We start from the raw sequence: 16,794 nt of genomic DNA, 5'->3' as shown, positions 1-16,794 counted from the left end.
AAATGTTCAGAACGCATGTGGTGCGCCAACGACTTATTCTGGCGATCTTCGGTTTGGTCCTGCTGGCGGCCGGTGCCTCGGGCCTCGCAGCAGTCTGGTGGGGGCTTGGCCAAGGCGCTGGCCTCGGCCAAGCCCGGATTGCCAGCAGCCTGCCGATCGATCAGCAGTACCTGCTGCCACTGGGACTCGCGCTCGGAATTGCCGGCATCGTGCTCTCGCTGGCGGTGCTGATCACTGCCATTCCGCGCCGCCCATCGGCGCATGAATTCAGATACGAATCGAGCAGCGAAGGAGTCAGCGAGATCGAGACTTCGGTAATAGCCAAAGCCGCGGAAACGGCCGCTCGAACGCAACCGGAAATCGTGGATGCGAACGTTCAAATTGGCGGCAATGCAGCTGAACCCGTGCTTTATGCGCGATTCACCCTGCGCGCCGACGCTCCGGCGAATCGAGGGATCGAGCTGGTCAATGGCCGCGTGGTACCTGACCTTGAAATGGTGCTGGGGGTGCCTTTCTCCCGCAAGCACATCTCGTTCAGCTTCCAGAAGCCGGAAAAGCAGGATTCGAATAAGGCCGTGCTCATCTGAGCCGGCCCAGGAAAACAAAAAATAGCCATTAACGGCAAGGGCATCGTGCCGCATCTCTTGGGGAAGTAGGAATATATGGGAATAATCGGTTGGATCATCCTTGGCCTCGTTGCCGGTGCGATCGCGAAGGCAATCAAGCCCGGAAAGCAGGGAGGCGGCTGGCTTGCCACGCTGCTGCTCGGCGTGGTCGGGGCGGTGCTGGGAGGCTGGATTGGCTCGGCAGTTTTCGGTGTCGGAGTGAGCGAGTTCTGGTCATTGTCCACCTGGCTGCTGGCCATCGGCGGCTCGCTGCTGGTTCTGGTCATTTGGGGTTTTGTCAGCAGCAAACGCGACTAGGGGCATGCGCTGAACTGCCTGCAGCCTGATGGCGCTGGCTATGGGAACGGGCGGGATCCTTATGGATCCCGCCCGTTTCCTTCTGCCGCAACGCCTGCATGATGCCGGTGAGAACCTGCAGTGCCCAGGACAGCGCGGGGCCAGGTGCAGCGCGAATCATCCAGCTTGGCATGCAAGGCGCCCTCCGCTACGAAGGCCATCATCGACAAGACCAGGCAGATCCCAGTCGAGCGAACGTGGTGGCCAGGACCGCCTGGAAACCGTAGGGCTAGGCTTGGGGAATGGAAGATGCGCTGAAAAAGATCAGCTGGCCGGTACGCACTGAACGCCTGTCCCTGCGTCGCGTGAATTCGGCTGATGCGGGAGACCTCTGGCGCTACCGGCAGCTTGCCGATGTCACCCAGTGGATTACCGCTGGCCCAGCAACCCTGGAAGAATTCCGTTCGCTGTTCTTCGCGAAGGACTATCCGCTGAGGAACCTGGCTGTGGAACTGGACACCGGGCAGGGGACCCAGCTGATTGGCACGGTCATGCTGGATATCGTGGATGGCTGGGGGCAAAGCGAAATTGAGCAGCACGCCAAGGGCGTTGAGGGCAACCTCGGCTGGAGCTTCGATCCCTCCTTCGGTGGCAAGGGCTACGCCACCGAAGCCGTTGCCGCTGCCATGGGCCTGTGCTTCGGCCCGCTTGGCCTACGCAGGGTTACTGCCGAATGCTTTGCCGCCAATGAGCCATCATGGAGACTGATGGAGCGCTTGGGGATGCGCAAGGAATTCCATGGCCGCAAGGACAGCCTGCATCGCAGCGGGGAATGGATGGATTCCATGGGCTACGCGCTGTTGGCTGAGGAATGGACGGCCCAGGCCTCCTGCTAAAGGATGAGGGATAGATCCTTGATCGCCGGTGTGTTCTTTGAAAGGCTGGAAGAGAACAGCACCACCCCAGCGAGCTAGGCGGTCCCATGGGCAAATCAACGCGCACCAGTGTTCTTTTGGCGCTGGCAACCGCCGCAATTCTGCTCATGGCGCTGTCGGAGGAACCTACCTGGGGGTTGCTCGTAGGCAGCTGGACCTTGATGCTTTGGGGCTGGACTGGCAGTCCGAAGCCCCAGGAAATCACCGTCGATGCACAGGGGCTCTCACCCAGGGATGTGAAGGAATACCGCCGTCAGCATCCGGGCGCGACGATGGTTGACGCGATCAATGCGCTGGGGAAAACCAAGCAATAGCCAAAACTGTCCGTGCAAGGTAGGCATGCACGAAGGTGCGTGCTCGCGAAGCGAGCTGGATCGCCTTGCCGAACAGAAACAAAACACCCCAAACTGAGCCACCGCCCACAGATCGGCGATCGTGAACTGTCCTGCACTTGAGGTGCGAGCCGGAGTGCATTGATGCTCGGGGATGGTCTTTCGTGTCGACAGTTCATTTTCGGCGATAGCTAGTCCGGGACGGCTTCATTGGCGTAGAGAATACTTGAGGGAGCCGGAAAATTCTGTTGGGCGAGCACGGTATGAACGACGCTGCTGGCTGGAGCCAAAAGCCATGAAAATGCGTGTTGCGGGGTCTTTCGCGTCATTGTTTCATGGATCGGGCGCATCGTTGCCTCCCTACCGGGTTGGGGGAGCTGGGTCTATGGCTTCGGCAATCGACCCCAATATCGGTTGGCCTGCCGCTGGCCTTGCCTGGTTGGTTCCGTTGCCGTGCAGGATTAGTTTTCGCGTCGGGTCCTTGCCGGCCTAGTGCGGGCCAGCAGCCGGAGCTTCGCGGCTATTCGACCGAGAGCAATCGCGTAATTTGGGCTGCGGCGCCTTGGACACTTTCAATGAGCAGATCCAGGTCGGTTTCCGGCAGACGCACCTGAGCGATGGTTGCTGTAACAGACCCCGCAATGACGCGATCTTGGAAGATCGGGGCGCTGATTCCAAACGCATCTGGCAAGCGTTCTCCATGGCCGATTGCCCAGCCGCGTTCGCGAATCTCCGCAAGATCCTTGGCTAGGTCCTTGCGGTTAACCGGTGTCTTCTCGGTCAGTGGATCTAGCGGAACGGAAGCCAGGACGCGCTCGTCGCAGAATGCCAGAATCGATTTTCCAGCGGAGCCCGCATGGAGCGGGATGGGAACGTTGGAGGCGAGACGGTAATGAAGCGGCTTGACGCCATTGATGACCAGCGTCATTTCGGCGTTCGCCGATTCACGACTGTATTCTGACAAGCCAATGGTTTCACCAGTTTCCCGGGAAAGATTCTCCAGAATTGGCCGCGCCATGGAAGAGAAGTCCAACTGCGGACCAAGCAATGCGGCCCAGTGCAGCAAGCGAGGTCCGGCTTGCAGCACCCCTGCGTCTTCGGTGGCGAGGCCTACAGCGACGAGGCTGGACACCAGACGGTTGGTCGTTGCGGGATTTCCATTGATTCTGCTCGCCAGGGACTTCCCGCTCGAAACGCTGAGGGGTGAGGTGCACAATGCTGTCAAAAGACGAACGACGCGTTCGAGTGCCGTTGCCCCTGCAGGATTGGTGATTCTGTCCGTGCTCTGCAGGGATACATCCGTGGCGTGGGAACTGGAGATCTGATCTGAGGCTTGGCGGACCATATGGCCGAATACGGTTAGGTCTTCGTCACTAGTCGAGTAGGTTGGGCGGGTTATCGAAACGGAACCGATGAGATTGCCAAAGGCAAAGGGCGCAGCTGCACCGGCAGCCAAGGGGAATTGGTGCCCGACGCTGATGGTATAGCCGACTTTTCGATCATGTCGCAGGAGCTTGCCCAGTTCCTCGTAGTCGGTCACTGTCTCCGCAGTTCTCGGCTCAAGGGGCAGCTGGCCGAGCGCTTCAATTCCGGTACGCGTGAGAATGGCTCTGCCAGTAGCGCCGGCATGGAGTGGAAGTTCGGTGCCTGGATCGAGGGAGTAGGCCACGGGACCAGGCTGGGAGTGCGATGTGAGCACGACGGCCTGCCGGTGCATCGCATCGTGGACAGCCATTAAAGCAGTGGCTCCGGTTTTGACCGAGAGGTCCTCGGTCAGCGTTCTTCCCAACGCAAAAAGCGGGTGGCGGTCCTGGAGAGCGCATGCTAGGACACTGAGCCTTGGACCGCAGGTATAGGTTCCTTGTGGCGAAGCGACAGCCAGCCCATGCTCGGTAAGCCCGAGGAGGATGCGGTTGATGGTGCTTCGGCTCGATTCGAGGGCTGAAGCGAGTTCGCGCACGCCGATGGCTTCGGTCCTCGTGATGAGAGCATGGAGAACCGCAAGAATACGCTCGTTATTGGCCACAATTTCAGTCATGACATTCCCGCCGAGACAATCGTGATAACACGTTCCCGGGCGATCCGTAATTCCTTTCCACCTAAGCACTATTTCCCAGAAAGCAACTCTGCCGTACCGGGAAACCTGAAGATGAGACTTCTCAATTCTCGCACGTCGTAGCTGTTCCACCATTGCCAGCATCGTTTATTGGCTCGCGGGTTTACCCGAGAATTCGATCGGCTTGGCTATCTGCTGCTGGGCTCTACCCCGGGGCAAGCGATCGGTAAATCGAGTTCATGCACTTGACACGACCATGTGCGTGCCCCCACACTCTAATTACATAATAGGACACTGTCCCAGTTTTTAAACTCATTCTGATTGGAGGCGACCATGACTTCGGTATCGGTCAAAGATGACTTGTACAAAAAGAAGGCAAAGAAAGCCACAGGAGTAGCCGTTCTCGGTACGTTTATCGAGTACTACGATTTCAGTGTTTTCGGCTACGTCGCGGCAACGATCGCAGTCGTATTCTTCCCGAGCGGCGACTCGATGGCAGGCATCATGAACACCTTCCTGGTGTTCGGGTCGGCATTTGTCGTCCGCCCGGCCGGTGCGCTCGTTTTCGGGCACATTGGCGATAAGTACGGTCGCAAGGCAAGCCTCATTGGCTCCGTGATCCTTATGAGCGTGGCAGCTGCCTTGATTGCGGTGCTTCCGACGTATGCGCAAATCGGACTATGGGCGCCACTGCTTCTGTGCATTTGCCGCATGCTGCAAGGATTCTCAGCAGGCGGGGAAATCGGTGGTGCTGCCAGCTACATCCGGGAGTGGGCCCCGGCGCAACGGCGCAACTTCTACATTTCGCTGATTCCCAGCGTTGCCGTGATGGGCAAAGCCCTTGCGGCTGGACTGGCCGCGCTGGCTGCCACACTCGTGCCGGCGGCCGCAATGCTGGAATGGGGCTGGCGACTGCCTTTCCTGCTAGCTATCCCGTTGGGTATTGCCTGCCTGATCATGCGGCTCAAGATCGAAGACAGCCCCGAGTTCAGCCAGAAAGCCGCTTCGGAAACCCGCGAGCATACTCCACTTAAGGAGATGTTCCGGGACCATCGTCCGGCACTTGCCAAAGTGTTCTCCATTGCGCTGGTCCAGAATGTCGGCACGTACATTGGCACTGTCTTCGTTGCTACCTATTTCAGTTCGATTCTTGGATTCAGCAAGGCGCAATCATCAACAATCGTACTCATTGCGGTAATTGCAGCTGCCTTCTTCATTCCGGTCGCCGGACAGTGGGGCACCAAGATCGGGAGTAAGAAAATCCTTGTTATCTCCTACCTTGCATACATTGTCATCACCATTCCTTCCTTCTCGATGATGAACGCGGGAAGCATGAAATTGGCGATCCTGGGATTGCTGCTCGGGATGATCCCTTATGCGCTATGCCAAGCCGGCACCTATGCCTCGATGCCGGAATTCTTCCCTGTTGAGGTTCGCCAGACGGGAGTTTCCTTTGGCCACTCGGTTGGAGCGGTGCTTGGAGGCGCCGGCGCACCGTACGTTGCAACCTGGCTCATCGGGAACACAGGAGACACTTTGGTCCCCGCCTACATGCTTGTGCTTTTCGGGCTCATCGGGCTTGCAGTAGTCCTGGGCACTGTCCGCACCAACGGCAAATCACTCTCCCATATTTACCGATAGGAAAACCCAATGCCAGCAATTTATGTTTCGGATGCCATCCATGCCGAAGCTTTGAAGAAACTCAGCGCTTTGGGAACTGTGTACCAGGGGTACGGAGAGCATGCAGTTGCATATGAATCCGTCAGCGAGCAGATCGATGCAGTCATGCTTCGTGCTGAAATCTTCGATGCAGAAAAAATCGAAGCGTCTCCGAAACTCAAGGTCATCGCTCGTCATGGCGTTGGCACGGACAACGTCGACATCGAGGCGGCGACGCGTGCCGGTATCTGGGTCACCAGTACACCGGGAAGCAATAGCCGCGCAGTGGCCGAGCATGTTTTTGCGCTGCTGCTGTCGCTAGCGCGCAGAACGCCTTACGGCGTGCAAGCAGTCAGCCAAGGGAGCTGGTCTGAAGCCAAACCCCACATGCTCGGATTCGAATTGCATGGAAAGTCCTTGGGATTGCTGGGCTACGGGAGCATATCCAGGATGGTTCACGCGATTGCAACAGGTTTCGGCATGAAAGTTCTAGTGCACGATCCGTTTGTCTCTGATAGCGACATACGTGCCGCCGGTGCCGGCCCCGCGGATTTCGACACGCTCATCGCGCAGTCAGATGTGCTGAGCCTGCATCTGCCGCTAACCGATTCGACAGCAGAAATTATTAGTACCCAGGCGCTGGCGCATATGAAGCAGGGCGCCATTCTGGTCAATACTTCCCGCGGCGGGCTGGTGAACGAGCAGGCTTTGCTTGAGGCCCTGGAAAACGGCCACCTGCATGGAGCAGCTTTAGACGTCTTGCAGAGCGAAAGCGTTGATATGAAGAACCCGCTGCCACATTCTGTCCTAGCGGCCGCCGGGCTGCCCAACCTCATCCTGACTCCGCACGTTGCTGGTCAAAGCGCCGAAGCATTCCTGGCTGCCGGCATCCAGGCATTCGAATCCATCGACAGCGCGTTGCGGGGCAAGGCGCCCTCAGCAGCACTCAACCTCGTGTCTTTGGTCTGAAAAGCAAGAAAAAAGGAAGAATAATGATCATCTCAGCCCCAACAGATTCCCTGCAGATAAACGCTGCGTGGGAGCGTCCAAACCCGGAAACCATCGCCAAGCTGTCACATTTTCCCGTGGCGCTCATAGCGGACGCGCAAGGGCGCATGGGAGTCATGAATTCAGCATTGAGCTCAATCACCACGGGCTTGGCGCTTTCTGGTTCCGTGCTTCCGATCCTGACGAGGGAAGGCGACAATCTGGCGATCCACCGTGCTTTGGATGATGCTCGTGAGGGCGACGTTCTAGTCATCAATGCAAATAGCGAAACCAACAGGGCTTGCTTCGGAGATATCTTGGGCGAACTGTGCGTGAGCAAGGGCATCGCTGGTGTCGTCATCGATGGCGCGACTAGAGACGTTGCCGACCTATCAGAACTTGGTCTGCCAGTTTTCGCCAGGGGCGTTAACCCTGCGGGACCGTTTAAATACGGGCCAGGAACCATCGGGCGTGCGGTGGCCTGCGGCAATGTCGTATGCAACCCCGGTGACGGCATCTTCGGTGATCAGGATGGGCTCGTCGTTGTCCCGTCGGCCAACCTTGAAATGGTGCTCGAGCTGACTATGGCGCAGGACGCCGCAGAAAATAACCTGCGCGCGCTGATTCCGTCGGAGGACTCCAGAATCAAGGCGTGATCGCGACTCGGCAAGTTCGCTAGGAATCTTGGCAGTATAAGAGAAGCCGCCGTCATCACCTGACGGCGGCTTCTGCGCTGATCGCTGACGGGAATGATTCCGGTCAACTGCCAGCGCATGCCGGCTGCGCATTGGACCAAGACGCCCGGAAACAAGCGGACTGCTGCAGCGGGGAATGAGCCTAGTAGTAAACCGCCAGCGGGCCATTGGGGCCCGGGATGACCTTTACCGGGGTTTCGAAGACCTTGGTCAACACCTCATCGCACATGATTTCATCAGGGGTGCCGAACTCGACGACCTTGCCCTGCTTCATTGCGCAGATGTAGTCGGCGTAGTGGCCGGCGAAGTTGATGTCGTGCAGCACGATCACGATGGTGCGGTTCAGCTCGCGGGCAGCGCGCTGCAGGTGCTGCATCATCACTACCGAGTGCTTCATGTCCAGGTTGTTCAGCGGCTCATCGAGCAGCACCGTGTCGGTGTCCTGGGCCAGGACCATGGCCACGTAGGCGCGCTGGCGCTGGCCTCCGGAGAGCTCATCGAGGTAGCGGCTTTCCAATTCGCCCAGGTCCAGGAAGTCGATGGAGCGCGAGATGATCTCTTCATCGGCCTGGGTCAACCGGCCCTTGGAGTGCGGGTAGCGGCCGAAGCCCACCAGCTGGCGCACGGTCAGGCGGGTCACGAAGTGGTTTTCCTGGCGCAGGATCGAGACGATCTTGGCCAGATCCTTCGAGTTGGTCTTGGATACGTCGTAGCCGGAGACCTCGATGGAACCCTGGTCGATGCCCAGCAGGCGCCCGACCATGGTGAGCATGGTGGACTTGCCGGCGCCGTTCGGGCCTACCAGGGCGGTGATGCCGCCGGTGGGGATTTCCAAGCTGACCGGGCCGATGGAGACCGTGGAGCTGTACTTCTTGCTGACGGAATTGAGGGTAATCACAGCCGGCCCTTTCGCAGGATGAAGATCAGGAATGTAATGCCGCCGACGGCTTCGATGATGATGCCGACCACGCCTTCTGCGTAGAAGATGTTCTTCATGACGAAGTAGGCGCCGGCCAGGACCACGAAGCCGATGAGGAAGGACATCGGGTAGATGTAGCGGTGGTCGTAGGTGTCCGCCAGCTGGTAGGCCAAGGTGGCCACCAGGAAGCCGAGGAAGGTCAGCGGGCCCACCAGTGCGGTGGTGACCGCCATGAGAATCGATACGAAGAACAAGGTCTTCATGACCTCGCGGCGGTGGTTGATCCCCAGGTTGATGGTGGTTTCCTTGCCCAGGGCCAGGATGTTCATCTTCTTCGAGGACAGCACCAGGTAGCCGCCGGCAATGGCCACCAGCGGGATGGCCACGGGCATGTAGCTCATGTCGGCGTTGGCCATCGAGCCGAACAGGCGTGCGGTGAGGACATCGAATTCGCTCGGGGTCAGCAGGCGCTGCATGAAGGTCGAGATCGAGCCCAGCCCGGTGCCGATGATGATGCCCACCAGCAGCATGATCTGGATGTTGCCCAGCTTGCCCGAAAGCAGCCAGCCGTACAGCGCCACCGAGAGGCCCACCATGATCGCCACTTGCAGGACGAACTGGCTGACACCGGTGAAGAAGGTCACCCCGGCAACGCCCAGCACGAAGATCGCACCGGTCTGCACCACCCGGTACAAGGCTTCGAAGCCCATGATCGACGGGGTGATGATGCGGTTGTTGGTCACCGTTTGGAAAGCCACCGTGGCGATGGACTGGCAGGCGGCCACGATCACCATGGTCAGGATGTTGCTGGCGCGCAGCTTGGCGATGATCCAGAATCCGTCGGAGCCAAATGGCATGGGGTTATCCCAGGCGAGCAAGCCGATCCCGAAGAACAGGGCCAGCCCGATCATGATGGACAGGGTGATCCAGTAGCGTTTGCGGACCTTTTTGGTGGGCAGCGGCCCGGCAGAACGGCCGGAGTGGTGGATGCCCAAAGCGGGGTGAGTCATGAGATTAGCCAACTTTACGCTGCCTCAGAAGCAGGAAGATGAAGACGGCCGCGCCGAGCACGCCCAGGATCAGGGAGACCGGGACCTCGAACGGCATGATGATGGTGCGGCCGATCAGGTCGCACACCGTGGTGATCGCGATGCCCAGCAGGCAGACCCAGGGCAGGTTGCTGCGCAGGTCGTCACCGCGGACCATCGAGACGATATTCGGCACGATCAGGCCGAGGAATGGCAGGTTGCCGATGACCACGGTGACCACGCCGGTAGCGACCGCGATCAGCGCGGTGCCCAGCAGCATCACCTGGCGGTAATTCAGCCCGACGTTGGTGGCGATTTCCTCGCCGAGCCCTGCTACGGTGAAGCGGTCGGCCACGATGTAGATGGCAATGGCGACGATGGCCACGATCCACAGCACCTCGTACTGCCCGCGGATCACAGAGGTGAAGGAACCCGCCAGCCAGATGCCCATGGACTGCAGCTTGTCGGTGGACAGCGCGAAGAAGGTGGAGAAGGCGCCGACCACGGAACCGAGCATGATGCCCACGATCGGCACGGTCAGCGAGGCCTTGAGCGAAATGCGCTGCAAGAACAGGAAGAAGATCATGGTGCCGATGAAGGCGAAGACAATCGCGACGCTCATCTTGGCCAGCAGCGACGCGCTGGGGAAGAGCACCAGCATGGTCAGTAGGCCCAGGCCCGCCCATTCGGTGGTGCCGGTGGTGGTCGGCTCCACGAAACGGTTCTGGGTCAGCAGCTGCATCACCAATCCGCTCATGGCCATGGCCGCTCCGGCCAGTACCAGCGCAAGGGTGCGCGGAATGCGGGTGACGGCGAACATCATGGCGCCGTCGTCCATGCCGAAGATGTCGTAGACGCCGGTGAACAGGGAGAACGCCAGCAGCACCAGTACTGCGAGGATGCCCAATGCGAGTTTTCCGGAAAGGGCCTTGCTCTTGGTCCGGGCTGGGGAGGTCGTGCTTGTCATTATGCCGCCGTGGAAATAAGTGGTGGGAAAACAGCTCTAGTGGCGAAGCCGGAATTCGGCTTCGCCACTAGCTGGCTGGGGTGTCCGGAATGCTACTTGGCAGCTTCCAGCGCGTCAGCGAAAGTATTCAGGAACTCGGTGTAGGTCTGGATGCTCTCGTTGGTGTAGGTGTCAGCAGGCATGACGACAACCTGGGATTCCTTCGAGGCGGTGACATTCTGCAGCGCCTCGGACTTCTCCAGCAGGTCCTTTGCCGGCTGGTAGTCCGCACCGTCGGCTTCAACCGCTGCGTCGCGGTCCATGACGATGATCCAGTCCGGGTTGGACTTGGCGATGGCTTCGACCGAAACGTCGTCGCCCTCGTGGTCGGTGGAGGATTCGTCGAGCTTCAGCGCCGGGGTCAGGCCCAGGAAGTCGAACATCGGGCCGACGGTGCGGCCGGTGGTAGGAGCCGAGTAGCCCAGCTCGCCGCCCGAGGCGATCAGGCCCATGACGGTCTGGTCCTTGTCGTAGGCATCGGTGACGCGCTTCTCGGCGGCTTCGAAGTCCTCAACGAGCTTTTTGGCCTCGGCCTGCTTGCCGAAGATCTCGCCCAGGGTGGTGACCTGGCGTTCCAGCTCAGCGTCAAATGGCTCGCCTTCGCGTGGGTCCAGCGAAATGATGGCGGCTTCCGGAGCCAGTTCCTTGAACTTCGCGGCGTGCTGGGTGTAGCGCTGGCCGTTGATGATCAGGTCAGGGTCGACGGTGACAACTGATTCCAGGTTCGGTTCCTTGTGGCTGCCCAAGTCCAGGATGTTCTCGTCCTTGGTGTAGGAGATGGTATCCGGCATCAGCGAGACAGCGCCTGCGGTGAGCTTGATGCCCCAGGAATCCAGGGTCTCGAAGGTGCGGTTATCCGTGGCAACGACCGACTGCGCAGGGGACTTGACGGTCTTCTCGCCTTCGTTGTCCGTAACGGTGACAGTCTTGGTGTCGCCGGCCTTGGCCTCAGCAGCCGTATCGGTTGCGGAACCGCAAGCGGTCAGGGACAGTGCGGCGATGCTCAGCAGAGCAGCGGCGCGAAGCTTAATCGAGGCCATGTTTTCCTTCTTCGGACAGCAACCGGCGTTGGTTGCGCTATTGAGTGATCTGATAATTAGCTTAGCCTTATCTGAGCGAATTAAGCCAAACGTCTCTTGTGTTAGCTAAGTCACCCAAATGCGCGAATTTAAGGCCGGAACCGTCCGCAAATGTGGCTCTTGCTGAGGCTTGCCCCAGCTGACTGGGCTATTTCAGGGAGAAATAACGATCATCGGCCTTGTTTAATTAGTGTCCGGAGGCATGGAGGAAGCTGCGTCAGACAGCGTAATGAATTGCACCTCCAGCTCATTGCATGAGCCGAGCCATGGCGCAGATGCTGCCATTGATGCCCGTTTTGCGCGCCGGTATCAGGCTGCCGGGTAGGTGATCCGCGACTGCTGGCCGATCACCGCGCCCGGGCCCAGCTCGGCGGGTTTGGCCGGATGCCCATCGATGATGTGGAATACCTCGGCACCGCGGGCCAGCCGGTGATCGGCAATGATCCTGCGATGGCAACGCCACCATACGGCTTCGGCGCACATGATCGCGGTCTTCTGGCCGGTGGCCCGCGCCTGCAGCCGCGGGAGCGCCTGCAGGAAATCTTCCCCGAGGGCATGATCGGCGTAATTAGGGAAGCTGCGGTTCGTCCACCATGCAGTGACTGCGAAATCGACGCTGCGGCTCACAGGACGCCTGCCGGCCAGCGCTTCCCCGCGGTGCAGGCTGATTCCCGCCGTTCGCAAGGAGGCTTCCAAGGCATCCGCATTGAACTGCGGGAATTTGCGGGAGCCGGCCAGTTTGCGGACATCCACAACATTCGTGATTCCGTACTGCGTTAGCAGTGCGAGGAACTCCTCGATGGATCGTGCCGAATGTCCAATGGTGAAAATTCCGGCGGGCAAAATGCTGGCTCCTTGGGTGGGGAAGGGGCGGGGCTAATGCTGATCGTGCTTGGCGGAGCTGAGGACTAGTTGGAGCAGCTCTTCGACTTCGGCAGCACGGGACTGCCAGTAGCCGGTATCGAGCCCGAAGCCGAGCGTTGCTTCATCGGCGCGTTTCTTGAAATAGTCCCGGTGGTCCTCCAGCGCATTGGCCAGGTCCGCGAATTGGTCATTGCTCAGTTCCAAGTTCAAGGTTCTCTGCTTCATGAGCTTCATCCTGGGTCGAGTGCGAATTCTATGAACCCGAGCGTACGCCCATTGCCAACCGAAATGACCGCTATCAAGCTGGCACTCAGAAAGTCGTCGCCGAAGCTCGCCGGGAATAGGCTCGTGGCAGGCCTTGTTGTGCCGAATACGAGCATCGATCAGAAGGAGCAGTTCATGGCTGAAGAAAATCGAGTAGTTCTCATTGGCGGACATGGGAAGGTTGCCCTGCTGGCAGCGCCCAAGCTGGTTGGGCGCGGCTACGCGGTCAACTCGCTGATCCGCAACCCGGAGCATGCAGCCGACATCAGCGCCACGGGCGCCACCCCAGTAGTCATCGACATCGAAAGCGCTGGCGTGGATCAGTTGGCCCAGGCCTTTTCCGGTGCAAGCGCCATCGTCTTCTCCGCAGGTGCCGGTGGCGGCAACGAGCATCGCACCCGCGCCGTGGACTATGATGCCGCGGTGCGTTCCATGCAGGCCGCCAAGCAGGCCGGCGTGGACCGCTTCGTGATGGTCTCCTACAGCCGCGCCCTGGTGGATGTGGACAGCCTGGATCCGGCCAACTCGTTCTACACCTATGCCAAGGCCAAGCACGACGCCGACGCGTACTTGCGCGGCACGGAGCTGGACTTCACGATCCTGGGCCCGGGGGCGCTGACCCTGGAACCGGCCAGCCAGCGCGTGGTGCTGGCTGACAAGGCAGGCAAGGTGAACGGAGCAGACGTTGAAGGCGAGGCATCGCAGACCTCGCGCGAGAACGTCGCCGAAGTGATCACCCATGTGGTGGCCAATAATGCAGCACGCTGCTCCACCGTGAACTTCTACAACGGCAACATGCCGATCGTGGAAGCGATCGTCTAGGAATGCGCAGCCGCAGCCCTGCCTCCGCAACGGGGGCAGGGCTGTTCTGCATCTGCGGATGAAAGTTCCGCGGCTTCCACTGAGTGGATGCGGGGCCTTCTGCCTGCGGGCAAGCGGTGGGATCATGTGCCCATGACCAAACGAGAACCCGCTGCGAATCACTACGGGCGCGATGTCTCGAGCAGGATCGGGAGCGCCGGACCCGGCCTGTTCGAGCAGTACCCGCTGCTGGCCAAGCTGTGGGAGGACGCCAAGGAGCTTCTCGCGGTCCGGAGCAATGATGCGCACACCCTGTATTCGGTGTCCTTGGCCCATCAGCTGCTGGGCCATCACCCGCAAGCCGATGCCAATATCGTGCTGCCGGCCATGCTGCTGCACGATATCGGCTGGTCTGCCGTGGATCCGGCCCTCGTGCTGGGCGCTATTGCACCGGGTGCGGGCAATGCCGAAGGTGGGCCAGGTGCAGATCACCGACTGGGAGAAGGTCTATGCCGCGATCCCGCATCAGGATATCTTCACGGAACGCAAGATCGACCGGCCCGGAGCCCTGGTTGTCGTCCGCCCGGACATGTATGTCGCCCAGGTCTTGCCGTTGACTGCCCGCGCGGAACTGGCCGAGTTCTTCTCGAAGAACATGGCATTGCCGAAGGTGCCTGAATTCTCCTAGGCCAATCCGGTCCTCGATGGAGAGCAGGGCAAGAAGAAAACCCCGGTGCCGAAGCACCGGGGTTTCCTTTTGTCATCACTCGCACCTTCATGAGGTACTTATAACTCTAGGACGGCTGACTGTGAGCGCGCTGGGCTGAGCCTGCCATTTGGCTTGGCATTCAGAGACCCGCCGGAACGACGGCCGCCGGAGTCATGGGAAAGCCGGTCACGGTCTTGGGCCGCGGGGGAGCGTAGGTGCGCACCTTTGAGGTGCTCAGCCCCATGCGGACCAGCGACTCCGCGATGGTCACCGCTGCGCGCACGCCATCAACAATTGGCACGCCGGTGGCCAGCCGCACCTGTTCCTCCAGCTCGGCCATGCCGCCGCAGCCCAGGCAGATCACTTCGGCCTTGTCGTGCTCCACTGCCTGGCGGGATTGCTCGACGATGGCCGCTACCGCGCGCTGCGGATCGGATTCCAGTTCCAGCACGCCCAGCCCGCTGGCGCGCACCGAGGCGAGCCGGTCGGTCAGGCCGGCCAGTTTCAGCCGGTCCTCGATCAGCGGCACCGTGCGGTCCAGCGTGGTGACCACCGAATACTTGTGGCCGAGGAATTGCGCCGTGGAGGCGGCGGCTTCGGTAATGTCCACGACCGGGACATCTAGCAGTTCCTGCAGGCCCTCGCGGCCGTGCTCGCCGTAGCCTGCTTGGATGACCGCGTCGAATGGCTCGGTGTAGCGGACCACCTTGTCCATTACGGCGATGGCCGCCAGATAGCTTTCGAAATTGCCTTCGCAGGAGTCCGCCCCGAAATCCGGGGTCAGCTCGACGATCTCGGTGCCGGGCGAGGCGACCTGCCGTGCGGAATCCCCGATGGCGCGGGTCATGGACTGCGTGGTGTTGACGTTCAGGATCAGAATGCGCATGAGTTGTCCTAATGGGTTGGTGCCACGGCGATCGGCTCGCCATCGATGTCTGCCAGATCGTGCTGGCGCTTGGCCAAGGCCAGGTAGGCCAGGGCGCCGGCGCCCGAACCCAGGAACCAGGCAAACGGGCCGACCACGTGCAAGGCGGGGACGAAGGCCAGCACCAGTGCGATCACCGAGCTGATCACCAGTGCCCCGACGGCCCGGTAGTTCACGCCGCGGGTGAAGTAGTAGGTGCCTTCGGCATCCGAGCGGTACAAGTCCATGACGTTGATCCGGGCTTTGCGGATCAGCCAGTAGTCGGCCATGATGATGCCGAACAGCGGGCCAAGCAGCGCGCCCAGGCCGCCCAGGAAGTAGTTGATGATCTCGGGGGAGTTGTACAAGTTCCAGGGCAGGATGACCAGGCCGATGACTCCGGAGATCAGTGCGGCGGTGCGGAAGTTCAGCTTCTTCGGGAGCAGGTTGGTCAATGCGTAGGTCGGTGCCACGAAATTGGCCATCAGGTTCACCGCGATGGTCAGCACCAGCAGGGCGGCGGAGGCCAGCAATAGCAGCAAGGTGTTCGGGATCGCGCCCACAATATCCGACGGCGAGGTGATGACCTGGCCGTTGATGGAGAACTGCGTACCGGTCAGCACCACCACGATGGCTCCGAAGAACATCATATTCAGCGGAATGCCGAAGAAGTTGCCCTTCACGATCGCCTTCTTGGAGGATGCGCCACGGGTGAAGTCGCAGAAGTTCAGGACGAAGGTGCCGTAGATCGAGACCCACAGGGCGGCTGCGCCGAACATCGCGGTCCACATCTCGATGCCGGTCTTCGATTCGCCGGTGCTCATCGAGACGTTGAAACCCGATTCGAAGAGCATCCAGATGGCCAGGCCCAGGAAGGTGGCCAGGATGACCGGGCCAGCGAAGGCCTCGTACTTGCGGATCATCTCCATGCCGTAGCTGACGATGACCAGCTGCACCGCCCAGAGGGCGACGAAGCAGATCCAGCCCAGGGCGTTCAGTCCCAGGAAGCTGGTCTGCTCCAGGGCTGCGGACCCCGGGGCCACGGCAATCACCATGACGGCGAGGACCTGGGCGGCGAGGTAGGTCTGGATGCCGAACCAGGCAATGGCCACGGCCCCGCGCAGCAGCGCGGGAATCTGGGCGCCGTTGATGCCGAAGGCGATGCGGCTCATCACCGGGAAAGGGACACCGGTTTTCTCGCCCATGAACCCCGAGAAGTTCAGCAGCGCGAAGAGCAGGACCGCTCCAATGCCCAGCGCGCCGAGGATCTGCCAGCCGCTCATGCCCAGCGCGAAGAGCCCGATGGCGAAGGTGTAGTTGCCCAGCGAGTGCACGTCGTTGGCCCACAGGGTGAAGATGCTGTAAGAGCTCCAGGTGCGCCCGGAGCGGGTGGTTGGTGCCAGGTCCTGGTTGTAGAGCGACGCGCTCAACTCGAAGGGATTGGCCCGGTCGATAGCGGGCCGGTTTTCCTGCGGTGCGGCCTCGGGCACCATTTCAGGGGTCTTTTGCGACATGATGGACATCCTTGTCAAAGGGTCATGCATCCGGGCAGGCGCATTCGGGCGCACTGCGGCAAGGGAAGATGACAGATCTGGGGAAGCGGAGCGTTCAGGGGAACGGCCCGTGCCTGCCTGCGGGGACGCAGGACAGGTAG

The 16,794-nt window shown here is 60.5% G+C and carries 18 protein-coding genes; 9 read left to right on the top strand and 9 right to left on the bottom strand.

The genetic code is table 11. The features are described from left to right. Window positions 1-2 precede the first annotated feature (2 nt). The 4 genes from ACIOTL_RS02765 (at window position 3) to ACIOTL_RS02750 (ending at window position 2,151) form a co-directional block, all read left to right on the top strand. Entirely contained in the window at window positions 3-587 is a 585-nt protein-coding gene (locus tag ACIOTL_RS02765; RefSeq protein ID WP_400341696.1) for a hypothetical protein, read from the top strand. Window positions 588-662: 75 nt separating this feature from the next. Then, a complete protein-coding gene (locus ACIOTL_RS02760; RefSeq protein ID WP_105656414.1) occupies window positions 663-923 on the top strand; it encodes a GlsB/YeaQ/YmgE family stress response membrane protein in 261 nt (86 codons plus the stop codon). Window positions 924-1,204: 281 nt separating this feature from the next. Then, window positions 1,205-1,798 (top strand): GNAT family protein, encoded by a 594-nt coding sequence (locus ACIOTL_RS02755; RefSeq protein WP_332488720.1) that lies wholly within the window; start codon window positions 1,205-1,207, stop codon window positions 1,796-1,798. 86 nt (window positions 1,799-1,884) lie between these two features. Next, complete coding sequence (locus ACIOTL_RS02750; RefSeq protein WP_332488722.1) at window positions 1,885-2,151, top strand: hypothetical protein; 267 nt, start codon at window positions 1,885-1,887, stop codon at window positions 2,149-2,151. Between the two features lie 538 nt (window positions 2,152-2,689). Here ACIOTL_RS02750 and ACIOTL_RS02745 read toward each other — a convergent pair. Then, window positions 2,690-4,360, bottom strand: a complete 1,671-nt coding sequence (locus tag ACIOTL_RS02745; protein ID WP_400341694.1) for an IclR family transcriptional regulator — start codon at window positions 4,358-4,360, stop codon at window positions 2,690-2,692. Between the two features lie 198 nt (window positions 4,361-4,558). Here ACIOTL_RS02745 and ACIOTL_RS02740 point away from each other — a divergent pair, with 198 nt between their 5' ends. The 3 genes from ACIOTL_RS02740 to ACIOTL_RS02730 are packed head-to-tail and all read left to right on the top strand — an operon-like array spanning window position 4,559 to window position 7,527. Further along, window positions 4,559-5,866, top strand: coding sequence for an MFS transporter (locus ACIOTL_RS02740; protein WP_400341692.1), 1,308 nt, complete (start codon window positions 4,559-4,561; stop codon window positions 5,864-5,866). Window positions 5,867-5,875: 9 nt separating this feature from the next. Continuing rightward, on the top strand, window positions 5,876-6,853 hold the full coding sequence (locus ACIOTL_RS02735) for a hydroxyacid dehydrogenase (protein ID WP_400341691.1): 978 nt from the start codon (window positions 5,876-5,878) through the stop codon (window positions 6,851-6,853). Between the two features lie 23 nt (window positions 6,854-6,876). Continuing rightward, complete coding sequence (locus ACIOTL_RS02730; RefSeq protein WP_359195257.1) at window positions 6,877-7,527, top strand: RraA family protein; 651 nt, start codon at window positions 6,877-6,879, stop codon at window positions 7,525-7,527. Between the two features lie 181 nt (window positions 7,528-7,708). Here the strand turns inward: ACIOTL_RS02730 and ACIOTL_RS02725 are convergent, their stop codons facing one another. From ACIOTL_RS02725 to ACIOTL_RS02700, 6 genes are all read right to left on the bottom strand, one after another. Continuing rightward, the gene (locus ACIOTL_RS02725; RefSeq protein WP_105656411.1) at window positions 7,709-8,464 is read right to left on the bottom strand and encodes an ABC transporter ATP-binding protein; all 756 of its coding nucleotides are present in this window, start codon (window positions 8,462-8,464) and stop codon (window positions 7,709-7,711) included. After that, a complete protein-coding gene (locus ACIOTL_RS02720; RefSeq protein WP_332488727.1) occupies window positions 8,461-9,495 on the bottom strand; it encodes an iron chelate uptake ABC transporter family permease subunit in 1,035 nt (344 codons plus the stop codon). Before ACIOTL_RS02720 ends, ACIOTL_RS02725 begins: the two co-directional genes overlap by 4 nt. A 4-nt stretch (window positions 9,496-9,499) precedes the next feature. Next, window positions 9,500-10,480 carry an ABC transporter permease gene (locus ACIOTL_RS02715; RefSeq protein ID WP_181148775.1) on the bottom strand — a complete coding sequence of 327 codons (981 nt, stop codon included), beginning with the start codon at window positions 10,478-10,480 and terminating at the stop codon, window positions 9,500-9,502. A gap of 92 nt (window positions 10,481-10,572) precedes the next feature. Continuing rightward, window positions 10,573-11,559, bottom strand: a complete 987-nt coding sequence (locus tag ACIOTL_RS02710; RefSeq protein ID WP_332488731.1) for an ABC transporter substrate-binding protein — start codon at window positions 11,557-11,559, stop codon at window positions 10,573-10,575. A gap of 348 nt (window positions 11,560-11,907) precedes the next feature. Further along, entirely contained in the window at window positions 11,908-12,441 is a 534-nt protein-coding gene (locus tag ACIOTL_RS02705; RefSeq protein WP_400341688.1) for a DUF488 family protein, read from the bottom strand. A 33-nt stretch (window positions 12,442-12,474) separates the two neighbouring features. After that, window positions 12,475-12,687 carry a hypothetical protein gene (locus ACIOTL_RS02700; RefSeq protein ID WP_105656406.1) on the bottom strand — a complete coding sequence of 71 codons (213 nt, stop codon included), beginning with the start codon at window positions 12,685-12,687 and terminating at the stop codon, window positions 12,475-12,477. A gap of 174 nt (window positions 12,688-12,861) precedes the next feature. Between ACIOTL_RS02700 and ACIOTL_RS02695 the strand changes: the two genes are divergently transcribed. Together ACIOTL_RS02695 and ACIOTL_RS02690 are read left to right on the top strand one after the other, a co-directional pair. Then, entirely contained in the window at window positions 12,862-13,548 is a 687-nt protein-coding gene (locus tag ACIOTL_RS02695; protein ID WP_400341687.1) for an SDR family oxidoreductase, read from the top strand. Window positions 13,549-13,990: 442 nt separating this feature from the next. Then, entirely contained in the window at window positions 13,991-14,215 is a 225-nt protein-coding gene (locus ACIOTL_RS02690; protein ID WP_332499272.1) for a hypothetical protein, read from the top strand. A gap of 160 nt (window positions 14,216-14,375) precedes the next feature. Here ACIOTL_RS02690 and ACIOTL_RS02685 read toward each other — a convergent pair whose 3' ends face one another. Next, window positions 14,376-15,122 carry an aspartate/glutamate racemase family protein gene (locus tag ACIOTL_RS02685; protein ID WP_105656405.1) on the bottom strand — a complete coding sequence of 249 codons (747 nt, stop codon included), beginning with the start codon at window positions 15,120-15,122 and terminating at the stop codon, window positions 14,376-14,378. 8 nt (window positions 15,123-15,130) lie between these two features. After that, entirely contained in the window at window positions 15,131-16,654 is a 1,524-nt protein-coding gene (locus tag ACIOTL_RS02680) for an NCS1 family nucleobase:cation symporter-1 (RefSeq protein ID WP_286134071.1), read from the bottom strand. Window positions 16,655-16,794 lie beyond the last annotated feature (140 nt).

Source organism: Glutamicibacter sp. NPDC087673 (genome assembly GCF_044743255.1).
Classification (GTDB): Bacteria; Actinomycetota; Actinomycetes; order Actinomycetales; family Micrococcaceae; genus Glutamicibacter.
Note: the sequence above shows the minus strand (reverse complement) of the source record. Positions and strands in the feature narration are given on the sequence as shown.